Here is a 22,513-nt window from a genome sequence, read left to right on the forward strand (position 1 = left end):
GAATGTATTGCGTGCCCGGGCACTTGATATAAATCAACGCCAAGGCCGCATCGACGGAGGATTCTGAGTTCATAAAGAAGGTGCTCGGTTCGGCGGTGAACACGACAGTTGTCCGCCATTGCGGGCAATGACAAACGTGCAAGCCCATGGAGTCCGATCATGAGCCAGTATCAACGGTTATTGCTGATCATCAACCCGGCGCTGCGCCGGTCTCAAGCCATGAACCATGCTGCCGCTCTGGCCAAGGTCAGCGGTGCCAGCCTGCACATTGCTGCCTTGATCCCGACCTGGAACCTGTTGTCGCTGCTCGAAGAGGGTGACCGGGAAAAAGCTCGCGAAAATTATCTGCAAGATCATCGCGATTGGCTCAAATACCAGGCAGCTCATCTGCGTGATAGTCATAAAGGTATCGAAGTGACGGCTGAAGCGAAGTGGGCCGACGACCTGCAGCAGGAGATTCTCGATTACGTCGCAGAAATGCAGCCAGACCTGCTGATCAAGCAGGTGCAGCGCGAACCGGCACTCAAGCGTGCATTCATCACCCCGCTGGATTGGCGTTTACTGCGTCACTGTCCGATACCGGTCTATCTGCTCAGCGAAGACGACCTGCCCTTGCCGCGCAAGATCGTGGCGGCGGTCGACGCCTCCAATACCCTTGCCCAGGACAACGAGCTCAATGAACGGATCATCCAGCAGGCTTCCAGTCTCGCCATCCAGTGTCAGGCCGAGTTGCACTTGCTGTATGCCTGCGACATTTCCATGGTGTACCTGGGCGATATGGGCGGCGGGGGCCTGACAATTTCGGACCTTGGCAGGCAGTTGCGCAAAGGTCATGAAAAGTCATTCCTCGAACTGGCCGACCGTTATGGCGTGCCTGCCGACCGGCGGCATTTCATTGAAGGACAGCCTGTCGCGGTGCTCCATGCGTTCACCGATGAGCAGCATATGGATGTGATTGTGATGGGCAAGGTCCAGTCCCACGGACTGGACAAGCTGCTGGGCAGCACCACCGAACATCTCCTGTATCAGGTGTCCTGCAGCATTCTGGCTATCTAGCGCGGCGAGGGCCGCCTATTCCGAAATCACAGGCGTGATCGTCGGAGGAGGTCCTCGTGATCCTTAGTCCCTCATTGCAAACCCTCTTGCCAAACCGCGTCGAGGCCGGTCGACGACTGGTGGAACCCTTGCTCAAATACGCCAACGGGTCTGACGTCATCATTCTCGCGTTGCCCCGGGGCGTTGAACGGAACGCCGATTTGCGTTTGCCGACCAACACCCGCGCCTTGCTCGTTTTCGTACACGGCAGCGGTAGTGGCCGTTTGAGCCCGCGTAATCAATACATGGCCGATGTACTGACCCATCAGGGCTTGGGTTCGCTGTTGTTTGACCTGCTCACGGAAACGGAGCAGCGCCTGGATAACTTGAGGCGTATCAGGATTCTGACGCACGCTCGTTTTATCAATCTCTTCAGGCGTGTATGCCGATGAAGAAATTTTATTCCCGGCGATCACTTCCTCGTGATTTTCCAAGCAAGCGCCGCTTTTGTTTTTCCAGGAAGAACATCACTTCGAGCTTCAGATTATCGGGGTCGAGGAAATAAACCGCATAGTAGCCCTCGCCATAATCCGGATAGTCAGCGGGTGCGTCGACAATCGTAACCGCCTGATCCAGCAGGAACGCATAGAGCGCATCGACGTCCTCGCGCGCGGCAACCTCGAACGCATAGTGGTGATAGCCCACATCGCCGGTCCGGTGCTTGTGTTTGCGCCCCTGGGCATCGGCTTCGGTGATCCAGAACAGGGTTTCGCCATTGGTCCAACCAATAACCCGGTCGAACTCCCACTCTATGGTGAATCCCAAGAAACCGAGTACCTGATCGTAGAACGCCCTGGAGCGGTCCAGATCACTGACACGAATAGCCAAGTGGTCTATCCCGATGACGTTCATCCTGTCAGGTCTCCTCGATTTCGGTTTCTTGGGACAAAGAGCGCTGTTGAACTCAGAACGGGGCGTCGATATCGACCACGACAATGAGCTTGTGGTTGACGAACTCCTTGAGCCCGAGCCCGATCAGCTCGCGGCCGTACCCCGAGCGGCGCACGCCACCGAAAGGCAGGTCGGCTTCGACCTTGGTCGGATGGTTGACGAACACCATGCCGGTGGAGATTTTCTTCGCGACTTCTGCGCCATGCGCCGTGTCCGAGGTGAATACCGAACCGCCGAGGCCGAACGGCGAGTCGTTGGCGATACGTACTGCATCGTCTTCATCCTTGGCGCGGAACACCATGGACACCGGGCCAAAGAACTCCCAGTAGCGAGCGGGGTTGTCTTCGGCGACATCGGTCAGGATCGTCGGCTGCACGAATGCCCCATCGACAGGCACGGGCGGCCCGACTTCTTCGGCCTTGGCGCCAAGCTTCACGGCTTCGAGGATCTTTTGCTTGACCTCATTGGCCGCGCTTTGCGAGGAGAGCGGTGCCAGGGTCGTCTTCGCATCGAAGGGATCGCCGGCCACCAACTCCGCGACGCCCTTGCGATAGAGCGCGAGGAAGTCGTCATAGACCGCATCGACCACGATCATGCGCTTGGAGGACACGCAGACCTGCCCGGCATTCCAATGCCGGCCGAACACCGCCCATTTGCTCGTTTTCGCCAGGTCCGCGTCGGCCAGCACGACGAAGGCGTCGGCGCCGCCGAGTTCCAGGGTGGATTTTTTCAGCGCTTTGCCCGCTTGCGACGCAACCACTGCACCGGCGCCTTCCGAGCCGGTCAAGGCAACGCCCTGCACGCGGGCATCGTTGATGATCAGCTCGATCTGCGAACGCGTGGCGTACAGATTACGGAAGGCGCCGTCAGGCAGGCCGGCATCCTTCATCAACTTTTGAAAGCCAGCGGCGCTTTGCGGCACATTCGCTGCGTGTTTGAGAAGCACGGTATTACCGGCAGAAAGCTGCGGCGCCAGAATGCGGGCGATCTGGTAATAAGGGAAGTTCCACGGCTCGATCGCCAGCAGCACGCCGAGCGGTTCGCAGACGAGAACCGCCTCGCCCTCGGCAGGGTCGAGGACCGGGAGTTTCTCCGGCTTGAGCAAGGTTTCGGCATTGCGCACATAGTATTCGAAGATTTTTGCCGACAGCTCGACCTCGGCTTTCGCCTCGGCAAACAGCTTGCCCATCTCCAGCGTCAGTACCCTGGCAAAGGCGTCGCTGTCCTTGCGCAGGATATCGGCCGCATTCTGCAGGATGCGCGCACGTTCGGCGAAAGATGTGTCCTTCCACGCCAGGAAAGCCTCATGGGCCTTGCCGATGGCCGCGGTGACTTCTGCATCGGTCGCATCGGGAAAGGTTTGCAGTGTCTCGCCCGTATAGGGATTGATTGTTGCGTATGCCATGTAAAAGCTACTCCAGAACCGTTTCGACTAAATGGCCAACCCGCCGCTGAGTGCATATGCCGGGCCTGCCGAAGGTACACGAGGAACAGGTTTCAAACATGGAGCCAAAGGTCGCAGGCCCACCCAGACCCGAGAGATCGGGGAGCTCACTTGACGTTCAGGGCGGCGGCGACGGTCACTGAAAGCGGCCACGATGATCTGCCGATCAGCGTCTCCTGTTGATCTTTGTCATAGAAAGGCAAAGAAGAGGCGTCCTTGCGCGGGTTGCCTGACTAATAGGCATCCCCCTTTTGCGCGACTTGTGCCATAAGACCGGTAGCGTTGGCGACCCGATGGCGCAGCAATAGCATCCATTGACTCCCCGACCCTGGGGCCGGGTGGCGGGCATTGCGCCAGACTTCGGAGCGCTGGAAGGGTGGTGCTGTACTGCTTTGGCATTTGTTGGGCCCGCTGTAACGCAAGCTCACTCACGGATACAAGGAGATAAGCATGAAAGCTGCTGTTGTTGCCCAAGGGCAACGCGTGAATGTGATCGAAAAAACATTACGGCCTCTGAAACATGGTGAGGCTCTCCTTAAAATGCAGTGCTGCGGGGTCTGCCATACCGACCTGCACGTCAAGAACGGCGATTTCGGTGATAAAACCGGGGTGATCCTAGGCCATGAAGGCATCGGTATCGTGCAGCAGGTAGGACCAGGCGTCACCTCTCTGAAGCCCGGTGACCGTGCCAGCGTAGCCTGGTTCTTCCAGGGCTGTGGGCACTGTGAATACTGCAACAGCGGCAACGAGACACTCTGCCGCAACGTAAAAAACTCCGGTTACACCGTGGATGGCGCAATGGCCGAAGAGTGCATTGTCGTCGCCGACTACTCGGTGAAAGTGCCTGATGGGCTTGATTCTGCGGCGGCGAGCAGCGTGACCTGTGCTGGCGTAACGACCTATAAAGCTGTGAAGGTTTCCAATATCCGCCCTGGGCAATGGATTGCGATCTACGGGCTGGGCGGCCTGGGGAATCTGGCGTTGCAGTACGCAAAAAATGTATTCAACGCCCGAGTGATCGCCGTGGACATCAACGATGATCAACTGCAGTTCGCCAGGGAAATGGGCGCTGACCTGGTCATCAACTCCCGCAACGAGGATGCCGCAAAAGTTATCCAGGAGAAGGTCGGCGGAGCTCACGCGGCTGTCGTGACGGCCGTCGCCAAGGTCGCGTTCAACTCTGCGGTGGATGCCCTGCGTGCCGGTGGGCGCCTGGTCGCAGTTGGGCTTCCGCCTGAAGCCATGAGCCTCGATATTCCTCGGTTGGTGCTTGACGGGATCGAGGTGGTCGGCTCACTGGTCGGTACTCGACAAGACCTCGTAGAAGCCTTCGAGTTTGCCGCGCAAGGCAAGGTGGTGCCGAAGGTAACATTGCGTCCGATCGAAGATATCAATGAGATCTTCGATGAAATGCAGCAAGGGAAAATCAAAGGCCGCATGGTGATTGATTTGAGTCATTGACGGGCCATTGGCAGTCGCTCGGGCGGCTGCCAATACCGTTGGCTCCTCGCGACGAGAAGCGCAGCCGATCGCTTTTGCCGACAGTTTCTGGATGGTTTTCTCACTTGCATCGCTAGATATTGAGGCGAGGTTGATGATAGGTTCTGCGTCCAAAACCATCCTGCGCGGGAGATAACCGATGTTTGGCGTGACCGACTATGGCGCTTTCATCATCGCCTTTATCATCGTCCTGGCCATTCCTGGCCCCGGCAATTTTGCCCTCATCACGGCGACCGGCAAAGGTGGGATAAAAGCGGGTTTGGCCGCGACGTGCGGAGTGATACTCGGTGACCAGGTGCTCTTATGGCTGGCGGTCGCTGGCGTCGCAACCCTGCTGGCCGCGTATCCGGCAGCGTTCCATCTCATTCAATGGTTGGGTGCGTCGTACTTGGCGTGGCTGGGCCTGCGAATGTTGTTTAGTCAGGCTGGGGCCGCGCCGCGCAAGAGCCGGATGGATAACGGCCATTTCCTGCGTCAGACCATGATGATCACGTTGCTCAACCCCAAGGCGATCATCTTCTACATGGCCTTTTTCCCGTTGTTTGTCGATCCGGTGAAGCATCAGGGCATAGTGACATTCGCGTTCATGGCCGCGACCGTAGCGGTGGTGACGTTCCTCTATGGTTTGATAGCCGTCCTATTGACCCACAAGCTCGCTCAGCGCATGCGGGCCAACCCGCGCATCGCCAATCTGCTGGAGCGCTTGGCCGGCGTTTGCCTGCTGGGGTTCGGCGTCAAGCTGGTCGCCATGCGCTGAACACGAGCCGTTGGTTTACCCTGGCAGTGATGCCGACGTTGCCCGCTGGGTGCTACGGTGATGGCTTTCTAGCAACCCATTCGAGATGTCCCTATGAAACCCAATCCGACAATCGATAACGTATTACGCGTCGCGTTGGTTACAGGGTCCACTTCCGGTATCGGCGCAGCCATTGCACGTGCACTAAGCCGGGCAGGCTATGCAGTGGTGCTCCATTCGCGAAACTCTGCGGATACGGGACGCGCTATGGTTGCCGAAATGAAGCAGGCTATTTACGTGCAAGCTGATCTTGCTTTTGAAGCTGACAGGGTCAGGCTTGTTAATGAGGCGATCGCCGCGTGGGGGCAGCTCGACGTATTGGTCAATAACGCTGGTATTAGCAGAGTCATCCCGCACGGCGACCTTGCCTCGGCCAACTCGACGGTGTGGCACGAACTTAACGAGGTTAATGTCGTGGCGCCGTTCCACCTAGTCGCATTGGCCGAGTCGGCATTGCGCGATGCCGCCTGTTACCGTCGAGCAGGTTGCGTCGTAAACATCAGTTCGCATGCCGGTATCCGTCCTAAGGGCGCATCTATTCCCTATGCGGTAAGCAAAGCTGCGCTTAATCACATGACCCGCTTGCTCGCGGTATCGCTGGGGCCAGAAATTCGCGTAAACGCTGTGGCGCCTGGCTTGGTCGACACGCCGCTGACCGCAGAGTGGACAGAGGCCCAAGAGTTGTGGCGAACTCGCGCCCCTATGCGCAGGGCCGCTAGCCCAGACGACATCGCAAACGCTGTTGTAATGCTGGTCGAGTCGGACTACTTGACCGGCGAGATACTCCTCTCAGACGGCGGGTTGAATCTGACCTAGGTTTAGCGTGCTCCGGTATCTGGAGATGGTTGCAGGCGTTCCGCTTGCGCCTCGTTGACGGTGCCGATGTGTATTATTCCGAGGTATCAGGCCTCGGAAAGCTGAAACCGATAACCGACCCCATACAACGATTCGATGGGCGTTTCCCCTGGGCACGCCTGTTCCAGCTTGCGTCGCAGGTTGCGGATATGGCTGTCCACCGTGCGGTCGGTGACCACGCGGTGGTCGGAGTAGATCTTGTCGAGCAGTTGGTCACGGGAAAATACCCGCCCGGCGGAACGTGCAAAGGTGCTGAGCAGTCGCAGTTCCAGGGGGGTGAGGTCCAGGGCGATGCCGTCTATCGAGGCGCGATACTGCGCTTCGTCGATCAGCAGGCGCGGCGCCGAGCTGGTCAGCAGTTGGGGCCCGCGGCGCAGGATGGCCTTGACCCGGGCCACCACCTCCCGGGGGCTGAAAGGCTTGCAGATGTAGTCGTCGGCCCCCAGGTCCAGGCCCAGCAGGCGGTCCACCTCTTCGACGCGGGCGGTGATCATGATGATCGGCACGGCGCTGAAACCGCGCAGGTCCTGGCAGATTTGCATGCCGTCGCGCCCGGGCAGCATCAGGTCGAGCAGGATCAGGCGCGGTGTTTGCGCACGCACGGTCGGCACCACCTGCAAGCCGTTGTCCAGGCACACGGTCGAGTAGCCTGCCGCGACCAGATAATCCTGCATCAAGGCGGCCAGCTTCGGTTCATCTTCGACAATCAGGATCGGGCTTTTGTCGGTCATGGTTCAGATATCCCGTGGCAAGCGCAGGGTCAGCCAAAGGCCGCCGAGAGGCGAGTGAGCGGCGCTGAGGCTGCCGCCGTGGGCGAGGGCGATGTTGTGACAAATCGCCAAGCCCAGACCGGCACCGCCACTGGCACGGTTGCGCGATGATTCGCCGCGATAGAAGCGCTCGAACAGGCGCGGCAGTTGCTCGGCCGAAACCCCCGGGCCGGAGTCGATGAAGTCGATGCACACATTCGCGCGATCGACGACGGCGCGGATGCGGATGAGCCCGTTCGGGTCGGTGTAGCGCACGGCATTTTCCAGCAGGTTGGAAAACAATTGCTGCAGGCGGCTGGCGTCGGCCAACAATTCCAGGGGCTGCGACGGCAGCTCCAGTTCGACGCGCAGATGCCGGTCGTTCAAGCGTTCCTGAAACATCGACACGCTGGCTTGCAGCAGTTGATCGAGTCTGCACGCGCTCTTGCGGTAGGTCAGTGCGCCCACATCCGCCAGGGACAGTTCATACAGGTCATCCACCAGTTTGCTGAGCATGCTGACCTCACCTTGCAAGGACTTCATCGACCCTTGGTTCAGGGTGCGAACGCCATCCTCGATGGCCTCCAGCTCACCGCGCAACACCGACAGCGGGGTGCGCAACTCGTGGGAGACATCGGCCATGAACTCGCGCCGCATCTGTTCATTGCGCTCCAGGGTGTAGGCGAGTTGGTTGAAGTCCCGCGCCAATTGGCCCACTTCGTCATTGGAGGCCACGGCCACCCGGCTGCCGTAGTCGCCGCTTGCCAGGCGGTGGGTCGCCGCCGCCACCTTTTTCACTGGCTCCAACAGCGTGCGGGCGATCCACCAGGCAATCAGCATCGCCAGCAACAGCGAAAAGGCGCCCATCACCAGGCTGGTGCGTAACTGGTATTGCTGGAACCGTTCGCCGCCGGCTTCGGTCACGCTCTGGAACGGGGTCACGGCCAGCCAGCCAACGGTTTTATCGGCCACCACAATCGCGCGCAACAACGCATCGTTGCCGATATCCGGGTAGCCGTTCACGCGTTTTTTGTGTTCATCCAGCAAGGCGATGCGAAACAGCGCGCCTGTCAGGTCCGACGCCATGGGCGTGCGCAAATCGTTCTTCGCCGGATCTTCGCCGACCTCGGGCCGCATGATGTCGAACCAGCGATCCGACCGGTTGCGCAGGAACTCCCAATTGCCTTCGCGCGCATAGGCGCTGGCCAGGCGCGGCAGCACGGGGGCCATGCGCTCCAGCGCCTGCTCATTGAGATAGCCGAGAAAGCCCCGCCCGAAACTCCAGCTCGTCGCCACCCCCATGCTCAGGATGACCAGCAGCACGCCGGCCAGTACCGCAATAAACAGTTTGGTGGAGATACTCAACTTCATGGAGGTGGGCCGTTAAGAATGGATTGGGCCATTTAGGCCCTGGCGAAGAAAAGATTCAACCCGGCCGGGCAATCTTCAATTTTCCTGCACATTTGCCTTGCACGATGGCGCTGACTCAAGCCATCCCGTCTTGTAGAGGCCGCTATGTCGACGAAAATCTTCGCCAAATACCTGGTAACCGCCGCGGTTTGCCTGTCCTTGTTCATTCTGGTCCTGCTGGGCGGTTGCTCCGGCGGCGAGCCGGCACCTCAAGCGATCACTCCCAAAGTCTCGGTGATCAGCATAAAACCCCAGAGCCAAGTGCTGACCACCGAGTTGGCGGGGCGTACCCAAGCCTTCATGGTGGCGCAGATTCGCCCGCAAGTCGGCGGTATCGTCCAGCGGCGGCTGTTTGTCGAGGGGGCGGATGTCAAGGCCGGCCAAGCGCTCTACCAATTGGATGCGGCGTCCTATACCGCCGCCCTGGCGCAGTCCGAGGCGAGCCTGGCCAAGTACCGCGCCACCCTTAAATCGGCGCAGGCCACCGCCAGGCGCGACGCCGAATTGGTGAAGATCAATGCCATCAGTCAGCAAACTAACGAAGACGCTCAGGCCACCTTGCTGACGGCCGCCGCCGACGTGCAAGTCGCCGAGGCTGAAGTCCAAACCGCCCGCATCAACCTGGCTTACACGCGCATCACCTCGCCGGTCAGCGGGCGCATTGAAACATCCACGGTGACCCCGGGCGCGCTGGTGGTGGCCAATCAGGACAGCGCATTGACCACCGTGCAGCAACTCGATCCGATCTACGTGGACGTTACCCAATCGACCACCGAACTGCTGCGCCTCAAGCGTGACCTGGCCAGCGGCGTGTTGCAGTCCAATGGCAACGGCGAGGCGCGCATCAGCCTGAAGCTGGACGATGGCACCACCTACAACCAGGCGGGGCGGCTCAAGGTCAGCGGGGTGAGTGTCAACGAGGGCACGGGCACCGTCACCCTGCGTGCCGAATTCGCCAACCCGGACCACCTGCTGCTGCCGGGCATGTATGTCCGCGCGGTGCTGGAACAGGCGCGCGATGACCAGGCCATTCTGATCCCGCAAAAAGCGGTGAACCGCAGCGCCAGCGGGGTGACCACTGCGTTGCTGGTGGTCGACGGCAAGGTTGAACAGCGTGAGCTGACCATCGATCGCGCGGTGGGCAATCAGTGGTGGATCATCGCGGGCCTGAAGGCGGGTGATCAGTTGGTCGTCGAAGGCGGACAAAAAGTCCGTGCCGGCGCCGCCGTCCAGGTGCAGGACGCCAATGCTCAGGCGGCCACGCCGTCCACCCCTGTGAAGGAGGGTTAAGCGTGGCGCAGTTTTTTATTGATCGACCGATTTTCGCCTGGGTCATCGCCATCGTGATCATGCTCGGCGGCAGCCTGTCCATCAGCCAGTTGCCGTTGGAGCAATACCCCGACATCGCGCCGCCCACGGTGAAGATTTCCGCGACCTACACCGGGGCCTCGGCCAAGACCGTGGAAGACTCGGTGACTCAGGTCATCGAACAGCAGATGAAAGGCCTGGATAACCTGACCTACATGTCGGCCAACAGCAGTTCGGCGGGCAGCGCCAGCATCAGCTTGACCTTTACTGCCGGCACCGACCCGGATGTGGCCCAGATGCAGGTGCAGAACAAGCTGCAACAAGCCGAGTCGAGACTGCCGCAATCGGTACAAAGCGAAGGCCTGACCGTGACCAAGGGCGGCTCGGACTTCCTGATGATTGTCGCCCTGGCATCGGATGACCCCAGCGTTACCGGGACTCAGATCGGCGACTACATTTCCACCACCTTGCTCGACTCCATCAGCCGCATAGACGGCGTCGGCGATGTGCAGACTCTGGGATCAGGCTATGCCATGCGTATCTGGCTGGACCCGGCCCTGTTGGAAAAATACGCGCTGATGCCTTCGGACGTCAGCAGTGCCCTGGAGGCGCAGAACACCGAAGTCTCCGCCGGGCAGCTGGGGGCTTTGCCGGCGATCAAGGGGCAGCAGTTGAACGCCACGATCAGCGCCCGCAGCAAACTGCAGACCGTCGAAGAGTTTCGCAACGTGGTGGTCAAGTCCAGCAGCGACGGTGCCGTGGTGTTGCTGGGCGATATCGCGACCTTGGAGCTGGGCAGCGAAAGCTACGACATCAGCAGCGCCCTCAACGGCAAGCCCGCCGCGGCCATGGGCGTGCAACTGGCGGCAGGTGCGAATGCGCTGAGCGTCGGCAAGGCGGTCAAGGCCAAGCTCAAAGAGATGGAGCCGTTCTACCCGACTGAAATGCAGCTTAAAAACGTGATTGCCTACGACACCACGCCGTTTGTCAGCCTGTCCATCGAGGAAGTGGTCAAGGCCTTGGGCGAGGCCATCGTGCTGGTGGTGTTGATCATGTTCCTGTTCCTGCAAAACCTGCGCGCGACGCTGATCCCGGCGATTACCGTACCGGTGGTGCTGCTGGGCACGTTCGGCGTGTTGGCGATGTTTGGCTATTCGATCAACACCTTGACGATGTTTGCCATGGTCCTGGCGATCGGCTTGCTGGTGGACGACGCCATCGTGGTGGTGGAAAACGTTGAGCGGCTGATGGGCGAGGGGCTATCGCCCGTGGCGGCCACGCGTCAATCGATGCGTGAAATCAGCAGCGCACTGGTCGGCATCACGCTGGTGCTGAGCGCGGTGTTTATCCCCATGGCGTTTTTCGGCGGTTCCACCGGGATTATCTATCGGCAGTTCTCGGTGACCATTGTTTCGGCGATGGTCCTGTCGGTGCTGGTGGCGATGACCCTGACCCCGGCGCTCTGCGCTTCGTTGCTCAAAACGCGTGATGGCCGCGGGCATGGTGCTCAGCACGGGTTCTTTGGCTGGTTCAACCGCACCTTTGAACGTGCCAGCGCCGGTTACGAGCGCTGGGTGGGCGTGGTGTTGCGGCGTTGGGGGCGCAGCCTGTTGCTCTATGGCGCGGTGCTGGTGGTCATGGCGGTGGGGTACATGAGCCTGCCCACGTCGTTTCTGCCGGACGAAGATCAGGGGATCCTCATGGCACAGATCCAGTTGCCAGTCGGGGCGACGGACAGCCGCACGCAAGCTGTGATCAAGCAGTTCGAGGACTACATCCTGAAACAGCCCGAAGTCGAAGCGATGATCAGCATCAGCGGGCTGGGCATGGGGGGGAACAGCCAGAACACCGCGCGCGCGTTTATCCGTCTCAAGGACTGGGACGAACGCGGTGGGCCCGGTCAGGGGGCGGCGGCCATTGCCCAACGGGCGACCATGGCGCTCTCCAGCATCGGCGATGCCGACGCTTTCGTCATGCAACCACCGACGGTGCGCGGCCTGGGCCAGAGCTCGGGGTTCGACCTGCAACTCAAGGACCTCGCCGGCCTGGGCCATGATGCGCTGGTGGCGGCCCGCGAACAGTTCCTTGAGCTGGCCAGAAAAGACCCGCGCTTGCTGGGCGTTCGCAGCAACGGTCTGGACGATGCGCCGCAGCTCAAGGTCAGCATCGACGACCGCAAGGCCGGAGCCCTGAGCCTGAGTACCAGCGACATCAACACCACCTTGTCGACGGCGTTGGGCGGTACGTATGTGAATGACTTTCTCAACCAGGGCCGGGTGAAAAAAGTCTACGTGCAGGGCCAGGCATCCGCGCGCATGCAGGCCGCGGACCTTGATCATTGGTTCGTGCGCAACAGCAGCAATGAAATGGTGCCGTTCTCATCGTTTGCCAGCAGCACCTGGAGTTACGGCTCGCCCTTGCTGGAACGCTATAACGGGAACGCCTCCCTGGAAATCGTCGGTGACCCCGCGCCAGGCGTGAGCTCCGGCGACGCGATGGACGCGGTGGAAGCCATCGTCCGGCAATTGCCCCAGGGCATCGGCTACGAATGGACCGGGCAGTCCTATCAGTTGCGGCTATCCGGCTCCCAGGCTCCGTTGCTCTATGCACTCTCCGTATTGTTTGTGTTCCTGTGCCTGGCCGCGCTCTACGAGAGTTGGTCGGTGCCGTTTTCGGTGATTCTGGTGGTCCCCCTGGGGGTGATCGGTGCAGTGCTGGCGACCCGTGTCGCCGGGTTGAGCAACGACGTGTATTTCCAGGTGGGGCTGTTGACCACCGTGGGCCTGGCCGCGAAAAACGCGATCCTGATCGTGGAGTTCGCCAAGCACCTGCAAGAGCAGGGCAACAGCCTGATCGATGCGACGCTGATCGCGGTGCGCCAACGCCTGCGGCCGATCCTGATGACGTCCCTAGCCTTCATGTTCGGCGTGTTGCCGCTGGCCTTGAGTAGCGGCGCAGGCTCCGCCGGGCGTCAGGCCATCGGTACAGGCGTGCTGGGCGGTATGTTCAGCGCCACGGTGCTGGGGATCTTCTTTGTACCGCTGTTTTTTGTGCTGATCCGCCGCCGTTTCGGCAGCGAGCGCAGTACTCGTCAATCTGCCCCGACAGGTGATGCATGATCAAGTCACATTGGCCTTTGCTGGCCGCCATGGTCCTGGGTGGCTGCGTCAACCTGGCACCCCAGTATGAGCGGCCGGAAGCGCCTGTTTCCGCGCAATGGCTGCCGACCGCCAGCCTGCCGAAAGGGCAGGCGGGGGCCGATGTCAAATGGCAGCAGTTCTTTACCGACAGCCGCCTGGCACAGTTGCAGGCGTTGGCGCTGGCCAATAACCGCGACTTGCGCCTGGCCAGCCTGAATGTCGAAAAGGCCCAGGCGCAGTACCGCATCAAGCGCGCGGACCTGTTTCCCACCATCGATGCCAGCGTCAGCGGCACCCACAGCCGCACGCCAGGGTCGTTGTCCAGCACCGGCACGGCGGCCACCACTCACGATTACAGTGCGCAATTGGGCTTGAGCAGTTATGAACTGGACGTGTTTGGCCGGCTACGCAACCTGCGGGATGAGGCGCTGGAAGACTACCTGGCGCTGACGGAAACCCGACGCAGTACGCAAATCAGCCTGGTGGCCGAAGTGGCCACCGCCTGGCTGACCCTGGCCGCCGACAACGAACGGCTGCTGCTGGCCCAGCAAACCCTGACCAGCCAGTTGGCCACCTACGACCTGACCCAGCGCAGCTATGCCCTGGGCGGCTCCTCCGCGCTGTCCGTGGCGCAAGCCCAGACCACGGTCGAGTCGGCGCGTGGTGACGTGGCGTCCTACGAGAGCCAGATTCTGCAGGACCGCAATGCCTTGCGCCTGTTGGTCGGCAGCGACCTTCCCGAGGCACTCTTGCCGGGCACGCACCTGGCGTCGGCGGCGGTGCTGGTGGACATACCGGCGGGCCTGCCGTCGAGCCTCTTGCAACAACGCCCGGACGTGCTGTCGGCGGAACACACGCTCAAGTCGGCGAACATCGACATCGGCGCGGCCCGTGCGGCGTTTTACCCCAGCATCAGCCTGACCGCCAACGCCGGCTCGTCCAGCTCGGCATTGGCCGGCCTGTTCAAATCCGGCAGCGGTGCCTGGACCTTTGCCCCGAGCATCAGCGTGCCGATTTTCGACGCCGGGAGTAACCGCGCGACCCTGGATTCGGCCAAGGTCGAGCGCGACATCCAGATACAGACTTATCAGCAGACCCTGCAGACCGCGTTCCGCGAAGTGGCCGACGCGCTGGCCGTGCGCAGCACCCTGGATCGCCGGATCGCCGCGCAACAGGCGCTGACCGACGCCAGCCGCAAGAGCTTCGAACTCTCGGATGCCTTGTACCGGGGCGGGTCGCAAAGCTACCTGGAAGCCCTGGATGCACAACGCTCGCTCTACAGCGCCCAGCAGGACCTGATCACCCTGCGTCTGACCGAGCAGAGTAACCGCATCACGTTGTACAAAGTGTTGGGAGGCGGTTGGAATTAATGGCCCTGTCTCTTGCACACACAATCGCCGCGATGGAACGGCTGGCGCGCGTCAAATCGGCTGACTTCATTCAATGGGAAATCAACATGCGTGCATCTCGTTCCACTTTAAGCCGTTGCGCTCAGGTACTGACCTGCGCCAGTTTCATAACGCTTTCAGCCCTTTGCCAGGCGGATTCCGACAAGGACCCGTGGGAGCGTATCAACCGACCCATTTTCTCATTCAATGACACGCTGGATACCTACGCACTGAAACCCCTTGCCCAGGGTTATCAATTTGTCACCCCGCGCATTGCGCAAGACGGCGTGCATAATTTTTTCAACAATCTGGGGGAGGTCAAGAACCTGGCGAACAACTTACTTCAAGCCAAGTTCTATAGCGCCGGGGTTGATACGAGCCGCTTCTTACTCAACAGCACCATTGGCCTGGCAGGATTGGTCGATGTCGCGACGCCCATGGGGCTGCAGCGCAATGACGAAGATTTCGGTCAAACCCTCGGTTACTGGGGGGTAGGTAGTGGTCCTTATCTTGTGCTGCCACTCTTGGGGCCCAGCACACTTCGCGATGCGCCGGCCATCTTTCCCGATATCTACGCCAACCCGGTTCGTTACATCGGCGACGTTCCGACGCGTAATAGCCTGTACGGCCTGGGCATGATCGACGGACGCGCTCAATATATAAAATCTGAAAAGCTCATCACCGGGGATAAATACAACTTCATTCGAAGCGTTTATCTGCAACACCGGGAGTTCAAGATCAATGATGGAAACGTAAAGGACGACTTTTGATCCGCGCGGTTCGACCTCGGGATCAAGTTACCCGTTGACACCATCCGGATGCGCCGCCCATCGAAGCCCAGGCACTGATGGCCGGCGCGGCCGTGGAATACAGGCTGGAGTGCTCGCGGCCCTCAAACAATATCGTCGATCAGGATATGAGGCTGCCCGCGACTGCACTGTTCAATGCGCGCCTGGACCTTGTACACAGTGCGCAGCATCTGTTCTGTAATGACCTCACGGCTCGCGCCACTGCCTTGTGCGGTACCGTCGGCAATGACCAGCACCTGATCGGCAAAACGTAACGCCTGGTTCAGGTCATGGATGGCGATGAACACAATGACCCGACGCCGGCGGGCCAATGCCTGCATGAAGTCCAACACCTGGACCTGGCGGTGCATGTCGAGGGCGCTGGTGGGTTCGTCCATCAACAGGATCTCCGGCTCGCGCACCAAGGTCTGCGCGATGGACACGAGCTGTTGCTGCCCGCCGCTGAGTTCGCCGAGGTTGCGAAAGGACAGGCCGGTGATCCCCAGCGCCTGCAATATCTCGTCGACCAGCGTCAGCTCATCATCGTGGACGACCCAGCCGGGCGACAGTTGTTTACGTGCCAGAAGCACTGATTCGTACACCGTCAATCGAGCGCTGCCGTTCAAGCCCTGCGGCATGTAGCTGATGCCCCGCACGCCCTTTTTCGAGCCCTGCAGAATCACCCGGCCGGGGCCGTCGATCAAGCCTGCCATGCGCTTGAACAGGGTGGACTTGCCGGCGGCATTGGGGCCGACCACCGCGACCACTTGGCCACCCATAAATGCGCCGGTCGTGACACCGCTGATGATCGTGCGCTGACCATAGCGGGCACCAAGGTTCTCCAGCTGGATCGTCACCATGAGTTTTTCTTCCCGCTGAGAATCAGAGATATGAAGAACGGCACGCCGATCAACGATGTGACCACGCCGATCGGAAAGATCGCGCCCGGAATCAGGGTCTTACTGACCACCGAACTGACGGACAGAATCAGTGCGCCGGTCAGCAGCGACGCCGGCAGGAAGAACCGCTGGTCTTCACCAATCAACATCCGCGCAATGTGCGGGCCGACCAGCCCGATAAAGCCGATGGTGCCGACGAAGGCCACGGGAAACGCGGCGAGCAGGCTGACCATGATCAACGTCTGAAAGCGCAGGCTGCGCACGTTGATACCGAAACTGGCGGCCTTGTCATCGCCCAGCCTCAGGGCTGTGAGGGCCCAGGCGCGCCTGGCGAAAATCGGCAGGGTGACCACGATCACCAGGCAGATCACTCCGAGTTTGGGCCAGGTGGCTTTGGTCAGGCTGCCCATGGTCCAGAACACCACGGCCGCCACGGCTTGCTCGGTGGCAAAAAACTGCACCAGGGCCAACAACGCGTTGAACGTGAACACCAGGGCAATGCCCAGCAGCACGATGGTTTCAGCGGTGACGCCGCGGCGCATGCTCAGGAAGTGGATCAGCAAGGCAGAGAGCATGGCCATGACGAACGCGTTCACCGGCACCATGTACTGTGCCGCCAATGGGAACAGGGCCACGCCAAACGCCAGGCCCATGGCCGCGCCGAAGCTGGCGGCGGCAGAAATGCCCAGGGTGAAGGGGCTGGCCAGCGGGTTGTTGAGGATGGTCTGCATCTGCGCACCCGCCAGTGATAATGCCGCGCCCACGGCAACCGCCATCAGGGCGACAGGCAGGCGGATATCCCACATCACCACGCGTACCTGCGCCGAAGCGTCGTCCGGTGAAAACAGTGCGCCGAGTACTTCGCGCAGGCTGTAACTCGCCGGGCCCAGGGCCAGGTCAAGCAGGACACTGCAGAGCAGCAGCGTCATCAGCCCGGCGAGGATCAGCCGCTTGCGCAGCACCAGGCGACGGTAGGTCTCGCGCTGCACCACCAGGGTGTCGCTCGGTGCGCTCATGGCTTGACCTCGGGGGTGCGCAAGCTGACGAAATAGCCCGGCTCGTAAGGTACCGGCAGAAACCGCTCGTGCAGCTCGCGAAAGGAGGCCTCGGGGTCCAGGTCGGCAAACAGCGTGGGATGAAACCATTTGGCCAATTGCTGGATGGCCACGAACTGGTAAGGGCTGTTGTAGAACTGATGCCAGATCGCATGAAAGGCCTGGTTGTCCTGCGCCTTGATCTCTGCGTAGGCTGGCCGTTGGGTGTACCAGGCCAGTTTGTGCCGGGCTTGCGTCATGTCGGCGCCCGGGCCGACGCCGACCCAATGGCCGCCAGGGGCGAACGCCTCCCAGTTGGCGCTGGTGACTACCACCTGCGCCGGGTTGGCGACGATGACCTGTTCGGGATTCAACTGGCCGAAGGTGCTGGGGATAATGCCTCTGGCGATATTGTTGCCACCGGCCATGTCGACAAAAAGCCCGAAGTTTTCGTTGCCGAAGCTCAGGCAGCAATCGTCCGTGTAACCGCCGATGCGTTCGATAAACACCGCGGGGCGCACAGGCTGCTGCGCCGCGATCACGTCGGTCACCCGGTGGATCTGCCGGTTGCGAAAATCAATGAAAGCCTCGGCACGCGCTTCTTTGCCCAACAGCCGGCCGAACAGGCGCATGGTCGGCTCGGTGTTCTGCATCGGTTGATTGCGAAAGTCGACGTACACCACCGGTATGCCCAGGGCATCGAGCTTCTCGATATAGCGCGCATCCTCGGTGGCATGCTGCGCCTCGATGTTGAGGATGATCACGTCGGGGTGTTGGGCGATCGCTTGTTCGATGTCGAAGGTCCCGTCTTCAAAGCCGCCAAAGGTGGGAATCCTGGCAATGGCGGGAAATTTGCGCAGGTAGGCTCCGTAGGTGTCCGGGTCCGACTGGATCAGATCCTTGCGCCAGCCGACGATGCGTTCGATGGGGTTTTGCGTATCCAGGGCGGCGACCAGGTACAGCTGGCGACCCTCCCCGAGAATCATCCGCCTGACCGGCAGATGGACCTTGACCTCGCGGCCGAGCAGGTCGGTGACGGTACTGCGCGCGGTATCCGCCTCGGCGGCGGGGGCGGGCAGTGAAGCCCCGAGCAAGCCAGCCACTAACAGCGCCGCGAAGGCGTGGCTGCGTCGAACGATGGTAACCATGGTTAAAGCCTTTGCAGGTGTCAGAAGTCGACCGTGGCCGAGAGTAAAAGCGTGCGTGGCGAGCCCTGGGAAAACGCTCCATAAGAGGCGACACCCGACCAGTACTCGCGATCGAACAGGTTTTGCACCGTGGCGCGGAACGTTGTCGGCCGCTGTGCGATACGCGTGGTGTAACGTGCGCCGAGGTCGATGCGGGTCCAGGGATCCAGTTGTTGGCTGTTGGCCTGGTTGACGTACTGGCGGGCGGTATAGATCGCGCCACTGGTGAACGTCAGCCCCTCGACCCAGGGGATGTCCCATTCGGCCCAGAGGTTGGCTTGTACATCCGGCACGCCGACCGGAGTGTTGCCCCGGTTGGCGGCAATGCCGGTTTTGGTCAACTGCGCATCCAGCAGCGTCACGCCCCCGAGCAGGCGCGCGCCTGGGGCGACCTCGCCAAACAGGTTCAGCTCGATGCCCCGATTGCGCTGTTCGCCTTGCACCGAAAACGTCCCGCCCGACAACTCGCCACTGGGCTTCTTGATCTGGAACAGCGCCAGGGTCGCCATGAACGTGCCGTAGTCGAGCTTGACCCCGATCTCCTGCTGCCGGGAAACGTAAGGGGCGAAGATCTGGCCTGCATTGGCGGCGTTGGCCGGGGCGACGTCGCCCTTGCTCAGGCCCTCAATGTAGTTGTAGTAGAGCGACACATGGTCCCAGGGTTTGACCACCACCCCGAACAGCGGCGTGGTCTTGCCTCCGTCATACGACGTGCTCAGCGTACCGGAGGCGTTGTAGTTGCTCGACTCAATATGCTGTCTGCGCAGGCCGAAGGTGACCTGCAGGCGTTGCTCGAGCACCGACAGGGTGTCGGCGATGGCGATGCCGGATAATTGCGTCGCGGAGACCTTTGGCGTATCCGGCTCGGCAATCGAGGGCTTGGGCTGATCGATCGGGTGGTAGATGTTCGACAGGATGACCGCGCCGGATGTGATGCCGCGGGACAACTCGTCGCGATAACGCGAGACTTGCAGGGCCGTGACGTGGCCGACCGGCCCGGTGTCGACGCGTAGGCGCGTGCCCGCATCGACGGTGTAGCGCTGCACGTTGAACTTGTAATAGCCGGGTGTCGAGGCGGTGTCGCCGGCGGCGTTGAGGAGGGTTGGGGTCTGGTCGGACATGCGCGCGACAGCCGACCTGCCGCCACCGGCATGGGCGAAGACGGTCAAGGCGTCGGTGAGGTCGTATTCACCGCTGAGCAACGCGGATTTATCACGGGTTTCGGACCAGCCCCAGTCTTGGCTCACATTGGTCCGCCCATTGGCGGCGGAAGGCATCTCCACGCCCGTGTCGATCAGGAACGGTCGAGATGCCGCGTCGAACTTTTCTTGCTGGGAGATCAGGTCCAGGCTGCCTCGCAGGCGATCGCCCCGGTAGTCCAGGGACACGGCGCCGAGCCCGACGGCGCGCGATTGGTCGTCGATCACGGTGTTGCCTTGCTGGACGCTGGCGTTGACCCGCACCCCCCATCGGCGTTCCTCGCCAAAGCGCCGGCTGATGTCGATATGGTTCCCCAGTTGCGCATCCTGGGCGTAACTGGCGGTGAACCGCGTCAAGTCTTCATCCAGGGAGCGCTTGGGCACCACATTGATCACCCCGCCGACGGCACTGTTGGGCGACATGCCGTAGAGCAGTGCGCTCGGGCCTTTGACGACCTCGATGCGTTCGGCGTATTCGGTGAACACCCGATAGTTGGAGGCCACGCCATAGACACCGTCGAAGGCCAGCTCACCGAGGTTGCCTTCGCCGACCGGAAACCCACGGATAAAAAAAGAATCGACAATCCCGCCGGTCTGCCCGGTGGCGCGGACCGACGAATCGCGCTCCAGCACGTCGCCCACGGTCGTTGCCTGTTGATCCTTGATCAGCGATGAGGTGTAAGTGCTGACGCTGAAGGGGGCGTCCATTACATCGGTATTACCCAGCATGCCCAGGCGTCCTCCCGCGGCCACCTGGCCCCCCGGATACACCGGGGGCAAGGTCTCGGCCGGCTGGTCGTGGCCACTGATCGTGGTCTGCGCCAGGGTGACCCTGCGGAGCGCCAAGGTGTAGCTGCCGTCGTTGCGCAGCAGCATGTCCAGGCCACTGCCGGCCAGCAAATGCGCGACTGCCGCCTGGGTCGAGTAATTTCCAGAAAGCCTTGGGCTGATCAACCCTTCAGTGATCGACGGCTCGAAGGACAAGGCAATGCCTGCTTCCACGGCAAAGCTCGACAAGGTTGCGCCGAGCGGTCCGGGGGCAAGGTTGTACGCGCGCACGGTCACTGAATCCAGCTGCACCGGCGCGTCCGCCCGGGCCAAAGGGCAGGCCGCACCGATCAGGGTCAGGCTGAGCAACGCGCTGCGAATGACCGGCATCAATGGGGGGCCCTGTGGCGAGAGGAAGTGGCTGTTCCTTCATTGCCAGTTGAGATCAAAAAAAGTATCAGCCTGGCAACGCTTTTTTTTTGCGAGGTTTGCCTTCGCGGCGTCAGGCGGGCGACAGCGTGACCCAATACCCGTTCAAATGGCCGGTGGCGAGCACCGGGTAGGTTTGCACCAGCATGTTCAAGGTGCGTTGGGTATCGCTGATCGGGAAGGCACCGGAGACGCGCAGGTCGGCAATGGCCGGATCACAGCGCACAAAACCACGACGATAACGCGCCAGCTCGGCAACGAAATCCGCCAGGCGCATCTTGTCCGCCATCAGCATGCCCTGGGCCCAGGCACCGACGTAGCGACCGGCGGCAGTCAGCGCTCCAAAGGTCTGTGAGGAAAAGTCGGTGCGCTGCCCGGCGTTGACGATCAGCGGCGCGGTTTGGCGGTTTTCGGCCAGTTCCACTTTCACTGCGCCTTCCAGTACGGCGAGCTGGGTACGCGGGCCCAGTTCACGCACGGTAAAGCGCGTGCCCAGGGCCTGCATGCGGCCCTGTCGGGTGACGACGAGGAAGGGGCGGGGGACGGAAGCGGTATCCGGTGCGGTCTGCACCAGTATTTCGCCTTCGCGCAGATGGATGAGCCGCTGTTGGCCATCAAACAGCACATCCATGGCGGTGTCGGTATTCAACGTGATGCGTGAGCCATCGGCCAGGGTCAATTCGCGTTGTTGGCCCACGGCCGTGCGGTAGTCGGACGACCATCGGCCTGACTCCACCAGCTTCCAGCTGCCCCAACCCGCCGGTATCACCGCCAGCAGCAGGGCCAATTTACCCAGGGCGGCACGCCGCTCCGGATTGCTTGGCCGATCCAGCGCCGACATCGCCAGGGAAGAGGGCAAACCGCCCAGCTTGCTTTGCAGCAATTGCGCCCGCGACCACGCGCGATCGCGCTCGGGGCTGCTGACCTTCCAGCGCTCCCACTCGGCACGCTCGCTGTCGCTCAACCCGTTGTCGCTCAAACGCATCAGCCATTCGGCGGCTTCTTCAAGCACGTCGGGATTCAGCGGTGGCTCTCTGCGCAGCGCGCGCATCTATTCGACCATCATCATGCAGTGCAGGAACGCTTGTTTCATGTAGCGTTTGACGGTGATCAGCGAGACGTCCAGTTGCTTGGCGATGTCGTCGTATTTCAGCCCGTTGATCTGCGACAGCAGGAACGCCCGCTTCACCAGCGGCGGCAGGGCATCGAGCATGGCGTCGATTTCGTGCAGGGTTTCCAGCACCATGAAGTGCGATTCAGGCGACGGCACATCCTGCGCGGGCGCATTGGCGAGTGCCTCCAGGTAGGCGCGCTCCAGCGCCTTGCGCTGGTACCAGTTGATCAGGATGCCCTTGGCCACGCAGCTCAAGTAGGCGCGAGGCTGCTCGATTACCGTGACCTGTGAAGCCAGGATGCGAGTGAAGGTGTCCTGCGCCAGATCCGCCGCATCCATGGCGTTGCCCAGTTTTCTTTTCAGCGTCGCGTACAGCCAGCTGTGATGCCCGCTGTACAGGGCCTCAATCGCGCGCAGGTGACTCGGGTTGTTCGCGGAGTGGGTTTGGCTCATGGCGCGGGCGTGCATCTAATTGAGAAGTATTCCCAATGCTAGTTGACAAGATGCTTGAAAAGCAAG

At 61.2% G+C, this 22,513-nt stretch carries 18 protein-coding genes and 1 pseudogene; 9 read left to right on the forward strand and 10 right to left on the reverse strand.

Going from position 1 to position 22,513, the window contains the following annotated elements; genetic code table 11:
• The first annotated feature begins 159 nt into the window (after positions 1-159).
• Positions 160-1,056: a universal stress protein gene (locus PverR02_RS12140; RefSeq protein WP_079443486.1), complete on the forward strand. Its 897-nt coding sequence runs from the start codon at positions 160-162 to the stop codon at positions 1,054-1,056.
• Between the two features lie 56 nt (positions 1,057-1,112).
• Positions 1,113-1,424: pseudogene (locus PverR02_RS33110) on the forward strand (hypothetical protein); the annotation flags it as partial.
• A gap of 70 nt (positions 1,425-1,494) precedes the next feature.
• On the opposite strand, the gene PverR02_RS12150 reads toward PverR02_RS33110, so the two are convergent.
• Both PverR02_RS12150 and PverR02_RS12155 read right to left on the reverse strand, forming a co-directional pair.
• A complete protein-coding gene (locus PverR02_RS12150) occupies positions 1,495-1,947 on the reverse strand; it encodes a VOC family protein (protein ID WP_017847958.1) in 453 nt (150 codons plus the stop codon).
• Between the two features lie 52 nt (positions 1,948-1,999).
• Positions 2,000-3,391 carry an NAD-dependent succinate-semialdehyde dehydrogenase gene (locus tag PverR02_RS12155; RefSeq protein ID WP_046383987.1) on the reverse strand — a complete coding sequence of 464 codons (1,392 nt, stop codon included), beginning with the start codon at positions 3,389-3,391 and terminating at the stop codon, positions 2,000-2,002.
• A 489-nt stretch (positions 3,392-3,880) separates the two neighbouring features.
• Between PverR02_RS12155 and adhP the strand changes: the two genes are divergently transcribed.
• The 3 genes from adhP (at position 3,881) to PverR02_RS12170 (ending at position 6,542) form a co-directional block, all read left to right on the forward strand.
• Positions 3,881-4,891 (forward strand): alcohol dehydrogenase AdhP, encoded by a 1,011-nt coding sequence (gene adhP / locus PverR02_RS12160; protein ID WP_017847956.1) that lies wholly within the window; start codon positions 3,881-3,883, stop codon positions 4,889-4,891.
• A 178-nt stretch (positions 4,892-5,069) separates the two neighbouring features.
• Positions 5,070-5,687: a LysE family transporter gene (locus PverR02_RS12165; RefSeq protein ID WP_046383985.1), complete on the forward strand. Its 618-nt coding sequence runs from the start codon at positions 5,070-5,072 to the stop codon at positions 5,685-5,687.
• Between the two features lie 93 nt (positions 5,688-5,780).
• Positions 5,781-6,542, forward strand: coding sequence for an SDR family NAD(P)-dependent oxidoreductase (locus PverR02_RS12170; RefSeq protein WP_079443487.1), 762 nt, complete (start codon positions 5,781-5,783; stop codon positions 6,540-6,542).
• 86 nt (positions 6,543-6,628) lie between these two features.
• Here PverR02_RS12170 and PverR02_RS12175 read toward each other — a convergent pair whose 3' ends face one another.
• Both PverR02_RS12175 and baeS read right to left on the reverse strand, forming a co-directional pair.
• On the reverse strand, positions 6,629-7,312 hold the full coding sequence (locus PverR02_RS12175) for a response regulator (protein WP_046383983.1): 684 nt from the start codon (positions 7,310-7,312) through the stop codon (positions 6,629-6,631).
• Between the two features lie 3 nt (positions 7,313-7,315).
• On the reverse strand, positions 7,316-8,701 hold the full coding sequence (gene baeS, locus PverR02_RS12180) for a sensor histidine kinase efflux regulator BaeS (RefSeq protein ID WP_046383982.1): 1,386 nt from the start codon (positions 8,699-8,701) through the stop codon (positions 7,316-7,318).
• 144 nt (positions 8,702-8,845) lie between these two features.
• On the opposite strand from baeS, the gene PverR02_RS12185 reads away from it, so the two are divergent.
• The 4 genes from PverR02_RS12185 to PverR02_RS12200 all read left to right on the forward strand — a co-directional run bounded on the left by PverR02_RS12185 (position 8,846) and on the right by PverR02_RS12200 (position 15,346).
• On the forward strand, positions 8,846-10,030 hold the full coding sequence (locus PverR02_RS12185) for an efflux RND transporter periplasmic adaptor subunit (protein WP_079443488.1): 1,185 nt from the start codon (positions 8,846-8,848) through the stop codon (positions 10,028-10,030).
• Positions 10,031-10,032: 2 nt separating this feature from the next.
• Positions 10,033-13,167, forward strand: coding sequence for an efflux RND transporter permease subunit (locus PverR02_RS12190; RefSeq protein ID WP_057005567.1), 3,135 nt, complete (start codon positions 10,033-10,035; stop codon positions 13,165-13,167).
• Positions 13,164-14,558, forward strand: a complete 1,395-nt coding sequence (locus PverR02_RS12195; RefSeq protein ID WP_046383979.1) for an efflux transporter outer membrane subunit — start codon at positions 13,164-13,166, stop codon at positions 14,556-14,558. The genes PverR02_RS12190 and PverR02_RS12195 overlap by 4 nt, the downstream gene beginning before the upstream one ends.
• Before the next feature lie 86 nt (positions 14,559-14,644).
• Complete coding sequence (locus tag PverR02_RS12200; RefSeq protein WP_046385321.1) at positions 14,645-15,346, forward strand: MlaA family lipoprotein; 702 nt, start codon at positions 14,645-14,647, stop codon at positions 15,344-15,346.
• A gap of 122 nt (positions 15,347-15,468) precedes the next feature.
• Here PverR02_RS12200 and PverR02_RS12205 read toward each other — a convergent pair whose 3' ends face one another.
• The 6 genes from PverR02_RS12205 to PverR02_RS12230 all read right to left on the reverse strand — a co-directional run bounded on the left by PverR02_RS12205 (position 15,469) and on the right by PverR02_RS12230 (position 22,447).
• Positions 15,469-16,224, reverse strand: a complete 756-nt coding sequence (locus PverR02_RS12205; protein WP_017847952.1) for an ABC transporter ATP-binding protein — start codon at positions 16,222-16,224, stop codon at positions 15,469-15,471.
• On the reverse strand, positions 16,218-17,279 hold the full coding sequence (locus PverR02_RS12210; RefSeq protein ID WP_046383977.1) for a FecCD family ABC transporter permease: 1,062 nt from the start codon (positions 17,277-17,279) through the stop codon (positions 16,218-16,220). Before PverR02_RS12210 ends, PverR02_RS12205 begins: the two co-directional genes overlap by 7 nt.
• Entirely contained in the window at positions 17,276-18,445 is a 1,170-nt protein-coding gene (locus PverR02_RS12215) for an ABC transporter substrate-binding protein (RefSeq protein WP_079443489.1), read from the reverse strand. The genes PverR02_RS12210 and PverR02_RS12215 overlap by 4 nt, the downstream gene beginning before the upstream one ends.
• 20 nt (positions 18,446-18,465) lie before the next feature.
• On the reverse strand, positions 18,466-20,841 hold the full coding sequence (locus PverR02_RS12220; RefSeq protein ID WP_079443490.1) for a TonB-dependent receptor: 2,376 nt from the start codon (positions 20,839-20,841) through the stop codon (positions 18,466-18,468).
• Between the two features lie 112 nt (positions 20,842-20,953).
• Positions 20,954-21,931 (reverse strand): FecR domain-containing protein, encoded by a 978-nt coding sequence (locus tag PverR02_RS12225; RefSeq protein WP_079443491.1) that lies wholly within the window; start codon positions 21,929-21,931, stop codon positions 20,954-20,956.
• On the reverse strand, positions 21,932-22,447 hold the full coding sequence (locus PverR02_RS12230; protein ID WP_079445008.1) for a sigma-70 family RNA polymerase sigma factor: 516 nt from the start codon (positions 22,445-22,447) through the stop codon (positions 21,932-21,934).
• Positions 22,448-22,513: the final 66 nt, after the last annotated feature.

The organism is Pseudomonas veronii, assembly GCF_002028325.1.
Taxonomy (GTDB): Bacteria; Pseudomonadota; Gammaproteobacteria; order Pseudomonadales; family Pseudomonadaceae; genus Aquipseudomonas; species Aquipseudomonas veronii.